A 13834-nucleotide genomic window follows, 5' to 3' on the forward strand; every position below is an offset into this window, starting at 1 on the left:
CTGGCGTGACAGAGAAGGAAAGCCACCTTGATTCCACCTTCTCAGGATCGTCGTCCATGCAACCCACCCGCCTCACCCCGCTGGCCCGCACCTTGCGCCAACTCCTGCTGGGCGCCAGCCTGAGTTTTGGTGCGCTACCACTGGTACTGGCCGCTGACGCCAGGTCGTACCACATCGCGCCGTCCTCGCTGGAGAACGCGCTCAACCAGTTCGGGCGTGAAGCCGGGGTGTTGATTTCGTTTGGCTCGCAGGTCACCAGCGGCGTGCAAAGTCGCGGCCTGGAAGGTAGCTACACCACTGAGCAAGGCTTGAATGCCCTGTTGGAAGGCACCGGCCTGCAGGCCCGAGCTGAGGGCAATAATGCGTTCAGCCTGCAACCGGCGAGCGCGGCGGCGCTGGAGCTGGACACATCCAGGGTAGTCGGCGATTGGCTGGGCGATGCCGCGCAGATCAATGTTTTCGAGCATCCGGGTGCCCGTGATGTGATCCGGCGCGAAGAGTTCGAACGCCAGGGTGCGACCCAGGCCAGGGACGTGCTGAACCGCATTCCCGGGGTGAACGCCCCGGACAACAACGGCACCGGCAGCCATGACATGGCGCTGAACTTCGGTATTCGCGGGCTCAATCCGCGGCTGGCCTCGCGCTCGACGGTGCTGATGGACGGCATCCCGGTGCCATTCGCGCCCTATGGCCAACCGCAGTTGTCGTTCGCGCCGGTGAGCATGGGCAACATGGATGCGGTCGACGTGGTGCGTGGCGGCGGTGCGGTGCGTTACGGGCCGCAGAACGTCGGCGGCGTGGTCAACTTCGTGACTCGGGCGATTCCCGATGAGCCGACGGTCAAGGGCGGTTTCCAGACCGAAACCAGTCCTTCTTCCAGCCACGACGGTTTCAAGACCACCGGCAATTTGCTGGCCGGCGGCACGGCTGACAACGGATTGGGTGGCGCCCTGCTGTACTCCGGGACTCGCGGCGGAGACTGGCGTGAACACAGCGATACGCAAATCGACGACCTGATCCTCAAGGGCAAATATCAACTCGACGACGCCAACAGCTTCAACGCCATGGCCCAGTATTACGAAGGCAAAGCCGACATGCCCGGTGGCCTGAGCGTGACTGATTACGATGCCGATCCGTATCAGTCGACCCGCCCGAAAGACCAGTTCTGGGGCCGCCGCACGATGTTCAATTTCGGCTATCGCTATCAGGAAGATCGCCGGGAATTCACTGCCAACACCTTCTTCACCAAAACCCTGCGCAGTGGTTATCTGGACCAGGGCACCTTCCTCTCGTTGTCGCCTCGCGAATATTGGGTGCGCGGCCTGGAGACCCGCTTCGCCCAGGGTTTCGATATCGGCCCCAGCAGCCATGAAGTTGGCGTGGGTTATCGCTACATCAACGAAGCGGGCCACGAACTGCGCTACCGCACGCCGATCGCCAGCAACGAATACCCGACCACCAGCAGCCGCAACGACCGCGATACCCGGGGTGGCACCGAGGCCAATGCGTTCTTCGTCGACGACCGGATCGATATCGGCAAGTGGACGATCACGCCGGGCATCCGCTACGAGATGATTGATTCGCAGCAAACCAACAACCTGACGAACCAGAAGTATCAGGGCGACTACAACACCGCCCTGCCCGCGCTGAACGTACTCTATCACCTGACCGACAGCTGGAATCTATACGCCAACACCGAAGGCTCTTTCGGCAGCGTGCAATACAGTCAGATGCCGAATCGAGTCACAAGCGGCGAAGTCAAACCGGAAAAGGCCCGCACCTGGGAGCTCGGCACTCGTTACGACAACGGCGCGTTGCGCGCAGAAATCGGCGCGTTCCTGATCAACTTCGACAATCAGTACGAAAGCAACCAGACCAACGATTCGGTGATCGCCCGGGGCGAAACCCGTCATCAGGGGATCGAAAGCAGCATCAACTACGCGCTCGACGATTTAAGCCCGGCGCTGGCCGGTTTCGATGTGTATGCCACTTATGCCTACGTGGACGCGACCATTCGCGAAGAGGGTGCGAACAAGGGCAACCGCGTGCCGTTCTCTTCGAAACACAAGGGCACTGTCGGGGTGGGTTATACCGAAGGCGCGTGGAAGTTGAACCTGGACAGCAGCTACCAGAGCGACCAGTTCGCTGACAACGCCAACACCTCGGCTGAGAGCGCCGACGGCAGCACCGGCAAGATCCCTGGGTACATGTTGTTCAGCAGTCGCGCGGGGTATGACTTCGGGCCGAAGTTATCGGATTTGAACGTGGCGGTGGGGGTGAAGAATATTTTCAACCATCAGTACTTCACCCGCTCATTTGACGATAACAACAAGGGGAAATATGTGGGTGAGCCGCGCACGGTTTACTTGCAGACTTCGGTAGCGTTCTGACCGGCGACCCAAGATCCACCGCGCCCCCCTGTAGGAGCGAGCTCGCTCGCGATGGTCGTCAACGATAACGCTGGCTGTCTGAATCAATGCGGTGCCCTGAAGTCCATCGCGAGCAAGCACGCTCCCACAGGGTTCGGGGGCCATTCAAATAAAAACGGGCCTGCAATGGCAGGCCCGTCTCGGGTGGTGGAAAGATAAAAATCACATCAGGCTTCAACCGTTTAGCGCGGCCTGTTCGTTCTCGAGAAACTCTTCTTCAAGCAGCGCATCAGCCTGCGGCTTTTCAAAAGGCACGATAGCGGCACGTGGTTTGCCCCGCAGTTTGCCGAACAAATGCTCAAGCGCATGTTCGAGTTTTTCGGCCGCACCGTCGATCGCTTGCTCCAGGGTGTCGGCTTTGTGGGTGACGGAAATCGGTTGATGGCCTTTTGGCCGCGCTTCCAGCTGGCAGCGCATATCGTGGGGACCGGGCTTGTCGCCGTTCTCGTCCCGCAGATGAACCTCGACGCGGGTCAGGTCCTCTTCATAACGTTCGAGCGTGCTCTCAATGGTAGTACGTACCCACTCCTCCAGTCGGATGCTGCTTTGAATATGGTTATCACTGTTGACTTGGATTTGCATAGTTCATCCCTTATTTCAGCTAGCTCGCGAGAGGCCTTTTGGCTAGCCCTTGGGCGTCATCACCGTGACCTCTTACTTACACAATCGGTCTGCTGGCGGAACATTTCAACCCCTAAAAAAAGATAAATATGTATTCGCAAAAAAAGTCGGACAACCGGTATAAGCGCTGTTAAGGTCGGGAGTTGGTCGGGCACTGTCAGACCTCCCCAGCCGCTCACATCTGCCGCTCGCCCAGCGGGTGAAGGCTACGAAAAATCCCCGCCTCTTCCACCAGCCAGTCATGCACCGCGCGCACATTCGGATGGCTCAGCGCTCCCGGCGCGTAGAGCAAAACGTAGCGTTTGTGGTTGGGTACTGCCAGGCCAAATGGCACGATCAGGGTCCCGCGCTCCAGTTCGTCGTTGAGCAGTGTGCGCCGGGCAATCGCCACGCCCATGCCGGCAATCGCCGCTTCGATGGTCAGGTGATTGCGATTGAACGTATGCCCGCGCCGTACATCCGCGCCTTCGAAGCCAATGGCATTCAGATAGAACTCCCACTCCGCGTATTCATAGCTGCCGCGCCAGGCGGTGATGTCGTGCAGCAACGGAAAGTGCAGCAGGTCCGCCGGCCCGTGCAGCGGCGGACGGCCGCGCAACAAGCTCGGCGAACACACCGGGAATATCTGCTCGTCCAGCAGGGTTGTGGATAACAGTCCGGGATAGCTGCCGTCATTGAGGTCGATCGCCAGGTCGAAATCGCCCTCATGTAACGGCACGCTGCTGTCCTCGGCTACCAGTCGCAGCTGGATATCCGGAAAGCGCTGCTGCAGACGTGGCAGGCGCGGTGTCAGCCATTTGCTGAGAAAGGAGGGAATCGAGCGCACTCGCAGAGTTCCGCTGATCATTCCGGCGTCCAGTCGTCGCAATTCCGCGTCGATGCTGCCGTACGCCTCATTAACGGTAATGGCCAACCGCTGGCCTTCAGCGCTCAGTTCAACGCCCCGAGCTCGTCGGTGAAACAGGCGAAAGCCGAGACGCTCTTCCAGCTGGCGAATCTGCTGGCTGACTGCACCCGGCGTGATATGCAGCTCTTCGGCACAGCGGGTAAATGACAAGTGACGCGCGGCACAGGAAAACACGTGCAGCCAGACGTAAGTCTGGGCATGCAATTGACGGCTCATCGTTTAGTCCCGCTAAAGGCTTGAGTAGGAAAATTCGTTGGTCACTCAGGACCGAGGTGGGCAGTATCGCCCACATTGCGCTTGTCCTACAAAAATGGCAGCGATTTCTCTTCCATTTCTTGTATAGGCTTTAGCATGGCTATCAGTGTTTTCGATCTGTTTAAAGTTGGGATCGGTCCGTCCAGCTCCCATACCGTGGGCCCGATGCGCGCCGCAGCGACCTTCGCTAAGGCCCTCGACGACCAGGATCTACTGAGCGCCGTCCGTCGGGTAGAAGTCCGACTCTACGGCTCCCTGTCGGCCACCGGCGTCGGGCATGCCACCGACCGCGCCTGCGTGATGGGCCTAATGGGTGAATGGCCGGACAGTATCGACCCGACCAGCATCGACAAGCGCATCGCCACTCTGCTCGAAACCCGTGAGCTGCAGCTGGCCGGCAAAACCAGCATCGCCTTTAACTGGCAGACCGACCTGCTGCTGCTCGACGAGAGCCTGCCGTACCACCCCAACGCGATGTCCCTGACCGCCTTCGGCGAAACCGGCGAGCTGGCCGAGCAGACGTACTACTCGATTGGCGGCGGTTTCATTATCGAAGCGGCCGAGGCCGAGTCAGGCATAGCGCCTGCCAGCGACGTGGTGTTGCCTTACGATTTTTCCAGCGCCGCCGAACTGCTCAAGCTGTGCAACCAGCACGGCCTGCGGGTTTCCGAGCTGATGATGGCCAATGAACTGGCCTGGCGCAGCGAAGCCGACATTCGCCAGGGCCTGTTGCACATCTGGTCGGTGATGCGCGAATGCGTAGAGCAAGGCATGCGCCACGAAGGCATCCTGCCGGGTGGCCTGAACGTGCCGCGCCGGGCGGCGAAATTGCACCGCGCCCTGCTGGAAATCGGCAAGCCGAACGTCATTACCTCCACCTTGTCCGCCATGGAATGGGTCAACCTGTTCGCCCTCGCCGTCAACGAGGAAAACGCCGCTGGCGGGCGCATGGTCACCGCGCCTACCAACGGCGCGGCGGGGATCATTCCGGCGGTGCTGCACTACTACATGAAATTCAACCCGGACGCTTCGGACGATGACGTGGTCGCGTTCTTTCTCGGCGCTGCGGCGGTGGGCATCCTATGCAAGAAAAACGCGTCCATCTCCGGCGCCGAAGTCGGCTGCCAGGGTGAAGTCGGATCCGCCTGCGCCATGGCCGCGGCCGGTCTGGCGGACGTGCTCGGCGCCACGCCGGAGCAGCTGGAAAACGCCGCCGAAATCGGCCTGGAACACAACCTCGGCCTGACCTGCGACCCGGTCGGCGGGCTGGTCCAGGTGCCTTGCATCGAACGCAACGCGATTGCCGCCGTGAAGGCGATCAACGCCACGCAGATGGCCTTGCGCGGTGACGGCAAGCACTTCATCTCCCTCGACCGGGTCATCCGCACCATGCGGGATACCGGCGCCGACATGCACGACAAATACAAAGAGACTTCACGGGGCGGCCTGGCCGTGAGCTGGGTGGAGTGCTGAGGAGCATTCCCTGACCGCCCGTACCACGTGAGCCCGAGCAAGAACAATAACGAGGCCTAGACAATGACCGATGTACGTACACCTGCTGCCGAAAATCCTGCTGTAGACGCAAAACGCCAGACCGCGACAGTCACCAAGGGCTGGAGCAAACACGACACCACCTGGATGCTCGGCCTCTACGGCACGGCGATTGGCGCCGGTACGCTGTTCCTGCCGATCAACGCCGGGGTAGGCGGTTTCTGGCCGCTGCTGATCCTGGCAGTGCTGGCATTCCCGATGACCTTCTTTGCCCACCGGGGCCTGACCCGCTTCGTGTTGTCCGGCCGCTCGGGCGACATCACCGAGGTCGTGGAAGAACACTTCGGCGTTGGCGCCGGCAAGCTGATCACCCTGCTCTACTTTTTCGCGATCTTCCCGATTCTGCTGGTGTACAGCGTAGCGCTGACCAACACGCTCAGCAGTTTCATGGAGCACCAGCTGCACATCGTCCCGCCGCCGCGCGCCATCCTGTCACTGGGCTTGATCCTTGGCTTGATGGCCATTGTCCGCTGCGGCCAGGGCGTGATCGTCAAGTGCATGAGCGTGCTGGTCTACCCGTTCGTGGCGGCATTGCTGTTGCTCGGCCTCAGCCTGATCCCGAACTGGAACGGCGCCTTCTTCGCCACGGCCAGCGAAGGCATGCCGATGCCGCTGTTCGTCAAGACCCTGTGGCTGGCGATCCCGGTGATGGTGTTCTCGTTCAACCACTCGCCGATCATCTCGGCCTTCGCGGTCGATCAGAAACAGCGCTACGGTGATCAGGCTGAAGCCCAGAGCAGCGGCATCCTCGCCATCGCCCACGGGATGATGGTGGTGACGGTGATGTTCTTCTGCTTCAGCTGCGTGCTGGCATTGTCCCCGGCGGATCTGGCGGCGGCGAAAGCGCAGAACATCTCGATCCTGTCGTACCTGGCCAACCACTTCCAGACCCCAGTGATCGCTTACGCCGCCCCGCTGATTGCATTGGTGGCGATCACCAAGTCCTTCCTGGGCCACTACATCGGCGCCAGCGAAGGCTTCCAGGGCCTGATCGTGAAAAGCCTGCGCGGCCGCGGCAAAGAGATGTCGAGCAGCTGGCTGAACCGTGCGACGGCAGTGTTCATGATCCTCAGCTGCTGGGCCGTGGCGACGTTCAATCCGAGCATCCTGGGCATGATCGAAACCCTCGGCGGGCCGATCATCGCGTGCCTGCTGTTCCTGATGCCGATGTACGCCATACGCCGCGTACCGGCCTTGCGCCAGTATTCGGGTCAGGCTTCGAATGTGTTCGTGGTGTTGATCGGCCTGATTGCACTGTCAGCGATCATCTTTTCATTCCTGCCCTGAAACGTGCAGGAAATGAGCTGATTCTGTAGGAGCAGGCTTGCTCGCGATGCACTTCAGAACAATGCGTTGTTTCAGAAAACACGCGTTATCGTTGACGTCTATCGCGAGCAGGCTCGCTCCCACAGGGTTGTGGATTGTCTGACAATCTTTCCGGCATGCCGCTTGCTACGGCTGTTATGCGAGATCACCAATGGTCCGGTGTTGCGAACCAACCCGAACATGGCCGGTCAACAACTGCACGTTCAATCAGGCGGTGACGCATCATGGACAACCCTTTTCAGCTCATTACCGATGCCTTTGCGCCGGACTATCAGATCAACCTGAGCATTCAGGGACTCGACGGCAGCATCATGCTGACCCTGTCCAACAGTGGTCGTGTGGTGGCCAAGCGGATGATCAGTGCGGAACAGCGCAACGATCCCAAGCGCCTGAAGCGCCTGGTGCAAAGCATTCAGTTCGGCATCGCCATCGAGCAGGGCCACAGTGCCGTGGCCATCCTCGAAGCCATGACCGACGGCGACAACCGCGCGTTGCCACCGCCGCTCATCCAAGGCCTGACGCGCCCGGCGATGGGGCTTTAAATCTCGCCCTTCTCCACTTCGGGGTGTTCACCGGAGCCCGCACCGACTTTGCGTTGCGGGTGTTCGATCTTCACCGAAGGGAATTGCGACGAGGCGTACCGCACGACCAGTATCGCGAAGGCCAGCAGCAGGATTCCGCCGCACAGGTAGATGATGCCGATGTCCGGTGGGTTGTGGTGTGAGACGTTGGAAATCAGCAGTCGCGTCAGCGCGGTGATTGCCACGTAGATCAGGAAACGCACCGGCATGTGGTTGGTCTTGAAGTAAATCCCGACCATGGCCCCCAATTCCAGGTAGATGAACAGCAGCAAGATGTCATCGATCTTGATGTTGCCCTTGTCCAGCATTCCCAGAAATTCCATCACTGCGGCCCAGGCGGTTACCGCGCCGATGGCGAACAATGCCAGGTAGTGGAAGCTCTCGACGAACAGGTTGCCCAGGGATTCGGCCAGTTGGTGCACGTTCAGCCGCAGTTTCTCGGCCCAGTTGATTTTCACGATGGTTCTTCCTTAGGTCGGCTTGACCGGATGATGCGGTTTTGACGTGACGGTTGTTTGGCATGCAGAAAAAAGGCCAGGGGTTGAGAGGTGAGATGGTGGCTGGGTGATATGAGGCACTTCGTGTTTTTCTTTTTGGTGTACATATCCATTTCTGGGGTAACGGCTGCTAATGGTTTCGCCCTTACGGCGAGTCCCTTTTGGCAAACGCCCGGAATGCCGGCCCAGCCAAAAGGAACCAAAAGGTCTATGCCCCACCACTCGGCACCTCGCCTAGGCTCGGTGTGCCCGCACTCCGGCATTGCTCCGCGGGCCCGCCGCGATGGGCCCTCCCTGGCCCAGCGCGGCTAACCCGGCATCCTTGCCGGTTTAGCCGCTACGCAATACCTGCGTTCGGCCAGCGTGGTTTACGGGGCGCCTGCAATCTACAGCCTCGCCGTGGCGGCCTTCAGGCCGACCAAGGCTTCAAGCGGGGGCGCTGCGCTTGTTTGGTAGTGCACCTTTACCGAATTCGAAATGAAAATCTGTGGGAAGTGATACTTGTGGGAGCTGATGCTTGTGGGAGCAAAGCTTGCTCGCGATGGCGGCGCAACAGTCACCATCACTGTAAATGCCAATCTGTCATCGCGAGCAAGCTTTGCTCCCACAGGGGGTACTTCCATTCCAGGGTGTGCCATTCACCACTGATGCACAGCCGAACTATCGGCCAGGTCGGCTTTCAGGCCGCCTCGGCCGGGTTCTTGATCGCGGACGCCCCGTTAACCACGATGGCCGAACGCAGGTATTGCGTAGCGGGTAAACCGGCATGGATGCCGGTTTAGCTGCGTTGGGCCATGGATGGCCCGTCGCAGCGGCCCGCGGAGCAATGCCGGAGTGCGGGCACACCGAGCCTTAGCGAGGTGCCGAGTGGAGGGGCATAGACCTTTTGGTTCCTTTTGGCTGGGCCGGCATTCCGGGCGTTTGCCAAAAGGGACTCGCCGTAAGGGCGAAACCATTAGCGGCCATGACCGCAGCAACGGATATGTACACAGCAAGATCAAAAGATCGCAGCCTCGTTTCTCTCGGCAGCTCCTACGGGGCATCATTGCCATAAAGTAGGAGCCAAATGCCAGCCGCGAACACCTCAAAACCGGTCTAAAGTGAAAAGTCACTACCCAAAGCGCAGGGATTCGCTTATCCTTTTCGCTGTATATAAATACAGTGGTCGAATAAGACAACTTAATGTGAAGGCATGTGAGGTGGTGAATGGCCGTCGAAGTGGTATACCGCAGCAGCCGAGATCTGGAGCGCTTGTTCATGGATAAAGCCGAAGCTGACCGTCATGACAAAATGCTCGAACTCGCCGAATTGCTGGCTGAAGTGTTGCAAAAAGCCGTTCCGTCCCTGACTGAACAGCAAGTGGAAGAAGCCGGAATCTACATGGCGAAGAACCGCGATGTGTTTGCCAAGGCATTCAAGAGTCAACCGGACGCCCTGTCCGAGCTGCTGAGCGCGCCTGCCGAAGTAATTGAACCGGTTGCAGTGCAACCAGCACCTGAAGAAGCTGAGACCGTTGCTCTGGCCAAGCCTGCAAAGACGGCCAAAGCGCCGAAGTAATCGGTGCCCGAATTGAATAGGCCCTGAGTCCAGCGACTCAGGGCCTTTTTCATGCCTGGGCGTCAGCGATACAACACCCGCTCCGCGAGCTCATCCGCCACCCGCGCGGGCGAACGCTTTTCCGCCTGGGCATGGGCAAACACCTCGGTCAGCCGGGAGCTGATTTTTGACAGGTGAGCGGTGATGGTGGTCAACGCCTCACCGCGATGCTTGAGCGACACATAGATCAGGCCGCCGGCATTGATCACGTAGTCCGGCGCATACAAAATCCCCCGGCGCTCAAGTAGATCGGCAACCTCCAGATGGGTCAGCTGGTTGTTCGCGGAACCTGCCACCGCCGAACAGCGCAATTGTGACACGCTATTGCTATTGAGCACTCCGCCCAGGCCGCAAGGCGCAAGTATGTCGCAGGGTGTGCTTAGCAGCGCGTCGTTGGCGATGGGATGAGCCCCCAGCTGCTCCATCGCCAGCTGCACCTTGCCATGGTCGATGTCGCTTACCAGTAGTTCGGCGCCGGCCGCATGCAGCTGTTCTGCCAGTGCATAGCCTACGTTGCCCAGTCCCTGGATCGCCACGCGCAGGCCTTCGAGATTGTCGCTGCCCAATCGCGCCATCGCGGTACTGCGAATCCCGGCGAACACGCCCATCGCGGCATGCGGCGCCGGGTCGCCCGCTGAGGTGGTGCTGGTGACATGCTGAGTCTGCTGGGCGATGCAGTCCATGTCCGCCACCGACGTGCCGCTGTCGATGGCGGTGATGTAACGTCCTTCGAGTTGATCGATGCAGCGACCGAAGGCTTCAAATAGCGCCGCACGGTTTTCCACGTGCATCGGCCGGATGATCACCGCGACGCCGCCGCCTTGAGCCAGGCCGGCCAGCGCGGCCTTGTAGCTCATGCCCTGGGCCAGGCGAACAGCGTCCTCGACAGCGGACTCGTCGTCTGGGTAGGCAAGGTATCGACACCCGCCAAGTGCGGGGCCGAGGCGGCTGTTATGAATGGCAATCACCGCCTTCAACCCGGTGACCGGGTCGACGCTCAGGTGCAGCGATTCAACGCGATTGCTTTGCATGAGAGCGAACATCGTAAGGCTCCCGAAAATGCTTCCTGTAGTCGCCAGTATAGGCTTGCGCCCAAAATTTGCCGGAGCGCACCGGAATAAGCGTCGCTACGATTCAGGGCTTTCGGACATAACCTTTCGCGACACTGGACGAATGCAGGAGACGGGGCTAAAACGAGGCATTCCCCGGGAGATTGTGATGACGCCCCGCCAACGCTTCTTCGAGTGCCTGCAACGAACACCGCCCGCGCTGTTCGAGGCGGCGCTGTGGATGGCGGTCGAGCATGACAAGGAGCTGAGTACCGAATCCCTGCTGGCTGACTTCAAGGATCTGCAGCAACGGGTCAGCCACGGCTTGCCGATGTTACCGGTGAGCGAACTGGCCCAGCCGTTGTTGCGCCGCATGAATGACCTGGGTTTTGCCCAGGACGACTTCACGCCCCTGCGTCCGCAAGCTGCGTTGCTCGACAAGGTGCTGGCGCGTCGGCGCGGGCAACCGCTGGCGTTGGGATTGATTGCGCTGGAACTGGCGCGATGCCTGGAGATCCCCCTGGTCGGGGTCAACTTTCCGGGACATTTTCTGCTGCGTGTCCCGGGTGCCGATCACTTGCTTGATCCCTGCGGCGGCCGACGTCTGTACCCTAATGATTGCCGGGAGTTGCTGCATCGCCAGTACGGTCCGAACATGAAGCTGAGCGCCGAACACCTGATGTCTGCCGCACCCCTGCAGATGCTGCAACGGCTGTCCCGCAACCTGCGCCAGCTGCACCTTGCCCACGATGACTACATCGGTGCACTGATCGACGCCGAACGGGTGTTGGAGCTGGGCAATGCCAGCGCCGCCGATTACCTGGCCCGGGCGAGCCTGTATCAACGACTGGACTGCCCCAATGCCGAGCGCTTCGACCTGGAGCATGCCTTGATGCTTAGCGACGATCCGATCCAGCGGATCCGCCTGACGGAACGGCTGGGGCATCTGCCACCGAACTCCATAGTTCATTAGAAGCAAAAGATCGCAGCCTCCGGCAGCTCCTACAGGGATCGAGCAGTACCATGTAGGAGCTGCCGGAGGCTGCGATCTTTTGATCTTGCTTCATCAGGGCGTATCGGGCTGATTCGCCGGATGCGCCTTGATGAATGCCGGATGGGCCGCTGCGAGCGCAGCTACCCGCCGTATCCGCGGCCAGGCCTCCAGCGAAATATTAAAACGCTCAGCCGCATACAACTGCGGTATCAGATACACATCCGCCACCCCCGGCTGCGGCCCGAAGCAATACCCCTCATCCCCAATCAACCGTTCAACCGCCCCCAGTCCCTGGCTGATCCAGTGGCCGATCCACTCCACCACCTGCGGCTCATCGTGGCCCAACTGGCGAAGCTTGTTGAGCACGCTGACGTTGTGCAGCGGATGCACATCGCAACCGATCAACGCCGCGATCCCACGCTCATGTGCACGAACAACCAGGTCCGAGGCCAACAGCGGCACCTGTGGATAACATTCCTCCAGATACTCGATGATCGCCGGCGACTGGATCAACAGATCGCCGCCATCGGTGCGCAACGCCGGCACACGGCCTTGTGGATTGATCTCCAGATACGGCGGCTGGCGGTGCTCGCCACCCGTTGGTGCAATCAGATTGACCGGCAGCGCCTGGTAATCCAGGCCCTTGAGCGCCAGGGCAATTCGCACCCGGTAGGACGAGGTCGAACGGTAGTAGGTAAAAAGTTGCATGGGCCGATCCCCCTAGCGCGCCGGCAGCACTTTGCCGCGACACTCACCGAAGCCGATGGATGCAAAACCGTCGCGACTGCAACGGGCGCGCAGGATGATCTCGTCGCCGTCCTCAAGGAATTTACGTACCTCGCCGGACGCCAGTTCGATCGGTTTTTTTCCGCCTTCGGTGATTTCCAGCAGGCTGCCAAACTGACCATTCTCAGGGCCGGACAAGGTGCCCGAACCGAACAGATCACCCGCTTGCAACTGGCAGCCATTGACGCTGTGGTGCGCGACCATCTGCGCCACGGTCCAGTACATGTGCCGGGTGTTGCTCAGGGTCAGGCGATGGGCCGGCAGATTCTGCTCGCGCATGGTTTCGGTGAGCAGCAGCACTTCCAGCTCAATGTCGAAAGCGCCAGCGGCCTGGTCACGGGTGTCGAACAAGTACGGCAGCGGCTGCGGATCGCCTTGTGGACGAGCAGGCTGGGCACGACGGAACGGCTCCAGCGCTTCAGCCGTCACCACCCACGGCGAGATGCTGGTGATGAAACTCTTCGACAGAAATGGGCCCAGCGGCTGATATTCCCACGCCTGGATGTCCCGTGCCGACCAGTCGTTAAGCAGGCAGAAACCGGCGATGTGATCAGCGGCATCATCGATGGCGATCGAGTCGCCCATCTCGTTGCCCTGACCGATCCAGATGCCCAGCTCCAGCTCGTAATCCAGGCGTGCGCACGGACCGAACACCGGCTCGGTCTGGCCGGCCGGCAGGGTCTGGCCTTTCGGGCGGCGTACATCAGTGCCGGATGGGCGAATGGTCGAGGCGCGACCGTGGTAGCCGATCGGCACGTACTTGTAGTTCGGCAGCAACGGGTTGTCGGGACGGAACAATTTGCCGACGTTTTGCGCATGCTCGATGCCCACGTAAAAGTCGGTGTAGTCGTTGATTTTCGCCGGCAGGTGCATCTCGCAGTTCGCCGCCAGCGGCAGCAGTTTCGCGCCCAGAGCTTCGATCTTGCCGCGCAGGCTACTGCCGTCTGCCAGCAACTCCAGCAGACGTTTACGTAGCGCTATCCGCGCCTCAGGGCCCGACTGGAAAAACGCATTCAGTTGCCCGCCAACGGTAGCTTCCACCGCCGCCTTGGCAGCACCTTCAAATAGCCCGTTCTCCAGGCCCGCTTGCAGATCGAAGATGTGCTCGCCAATTGCCACACCGCTACGCGGTGCCCCATCATCGATGCTGAACACGCCCAGTGGCAGGTTCTGCAGTGGAAAATCAACATGGTCGTTGGCCGAAGCAACCCAGCTGCGAGGAATGGAAGTCTGAGTCATGGG

11 protein-coding genes and 1 pseudogene are annotated in these 13834 nt (G+C 60.4%); 6 read left to right on the forward strand and 6 right to left on the reverse strand.

Going from position 1 to position 13834, the window contains the following annotated elements:
• The first annotated feature begins 56 nt into the window (after positions 1 to 56).
• Positions 57 to 2390 carry a TonB-dependent Fe(3+) dicitrate receptor FecA gene (gene fecA, locus ACYZTK_RS10925; RefSeq protein ID WP_462014443.1) on the forward strand — a complete coding sequence of 778 codons (2334 nt, stop codon included), beginning with the start codon at positions 57 to 59 and terminating at the stop codon, positions 2388 to 2390.
• A gap of 213 nt (positions 2391 to 2603) precedes the next feature.
• On the opposite strand, the gene ACYZTK_RS10930 is transcribed toward fecA, so the two are convergent.
• On the reverse strand, positions 2604 to 3011 hold the full coding sequence (locus ACYZTK_RS10930) for an HPF/RaiA family ribosome-associated protein (RefSeq protein ID WP_462014444.1): 408 nt from the start codon (positions 3009 to 3011) through the stop codon (positions 2604 to 2606).
• A 214-nt stretch (positions 3012 to 3225) separates the two neighbouring features.
• Entirely contained in the window at positions 3226 to 4173 is a 948-nt protein-coding gene (locus ACYZTK_RS10935; RefSeq protein ID WP_462014445.1) for a LysR substrate-binding domain-containing protein, read from the reverse strand.
• A gap of 135 nt (positions 4174 to 4308) precedes the next feature.
• Here ACYZTK_RS10935 and ACYZTK_RS10940 point away from each other — a divergent pair, with 135 nt between their 5' ends.
• The 3 genes from ACYZTK_RS10940 to ACYZTK_RS10950 all read left to right on the forward strand — a co-directional run bounded on the left by ACYZTK_RS10940 (position 4309) and on the right by ACYZTK_RS10950 (position 7631).
• The gene (locus ACYZTK_RS10940) at positions 4309 to 5685 is read left to right on the forward strand and encodes an L-serine ammonia-lyase (protein ID WP_462014446.1); all 1377 of its coding nucleotides are present in this window, start codon (positions 4309 to 4311) and stop codon (positions 5683 to 5685) included.
• 63 nt (positions 5686 to 5748) lie between these two features.
• On the forward strand, positions 5749 to 7050 hold the full coding sequence (locus tag ACYZTK_RS10945) for a serine/threonine transporter (protein ID WP_462014447.1): 1302 nt from the start codon (positions 5749 to 5751) through the stop codon (positions 7048 to 7050).
• Between the two features lie 263 nt (positions 7051 to 7313).
• Complete coding sequence (locus ACYZTK_RS10950) at positions 7314 to 7631, forward strand: DUF3509 domain-containing protein (RefSeq protein ID WP_462014448.1); 318 nt, start codon at positions 7314 to 7316, stop codon at positions 7629 to 7631.
• Here the strand turns inward: ACYZTK_RS10950 and ACYZTK_RS10955 are convergent.
• Entirely contained in the window at positions 7628 to 8128 is a 501-nt protein-coding gene (locus tag ACYZTK_RS10955) for a phosphate-starvation-inducible protein PsiE (protein WP_462014449.1), read from the reverse strand. The two genes, ACYZTK_RS10950 and ACYZTK_RS10955, sit on opposite strands and share 4 nt — an antisense overlap.
• Before the next feature lie 1245 nt (positions 8129 to 9373).
• On the opposite strand from ACYZTK_RS10955, the pseudogene ACYZTK_RS10960 reads away from it, so the two are divergent.
• Positions 9374 to 9628: pseudogene (locus ACYZTK_RS10960) on the forward strand (YebG family protein); the annotation flags it as partial.
• 158 nt (positions 9629 to 9786) lie between these two features.
• On the opposite strand, the gene ACYZTK_RS10965 reads toward ACYZTK_RS10960, so the two are convergent.
• Positions 9787 to 10806, reverse strand: coding sequence for a Glu/Leu/Phe/Val dehydrogenase family protein (locus tag ACYZTK_RS10965; protein ID WP_462014450.1), 1020 nt, complete (start codon positions 10804 to 10806; stop codon positions 9787 to 9789).
• A 175-nt stretch (positions 10807 to 10981) separates the two neighbouring features.
• Here ACYZTK_RS10965 and ACYZTK_RS10970 point away from each other — a divergent pair, with 175 nt between their 5' ends.
• Positions 10982 to 11785: a SirB1 family protein gene (locus ACYZTK_RS10970; protein ID WP_462014451.1), complete on the forward strand. Its 804-nt coding sequence runs from the start codon at positions 10982 to 10984 to the stop codon at positions 11783 to 11785.
• A 93-nt stretch (positions 11786 to 11878) separates the two neighbouring features.
• Here the strand turns inward: ACYZTK_RS10970 and maiA are convergent, their stop codons facing one another.
• Positions 11879 to 12514, reverse strand: a complete 636-nt coding sequence (gene maiA, locus ACYZTK_RS10975) for a maleylacetoacetate isomerase (RefSeq protein ID WP_462014452.1) — start codon at positions 12512 to 12514, stop codon at positions 11879 to 11881.
• Between the two features lie 12 nt (positions 12515 to 12526).
• On the reverse strand, positions 12527 to 13831 hold the full coding sequence (fahA, locus tag ACYZTK_RS10980) for a fumarylacetoacetase (RefSeq protein ID WP_462014453.1): 1305 nt from the start codon (positions 13829 to 13831) through the stop codon (positions 12527 to 12529).
• Positions 13832 to 13834 lie beyond the last annotated feature (3 nt).

Source organism: Pseudomonas sp. LB3P31, assembly GCF_054897945.1.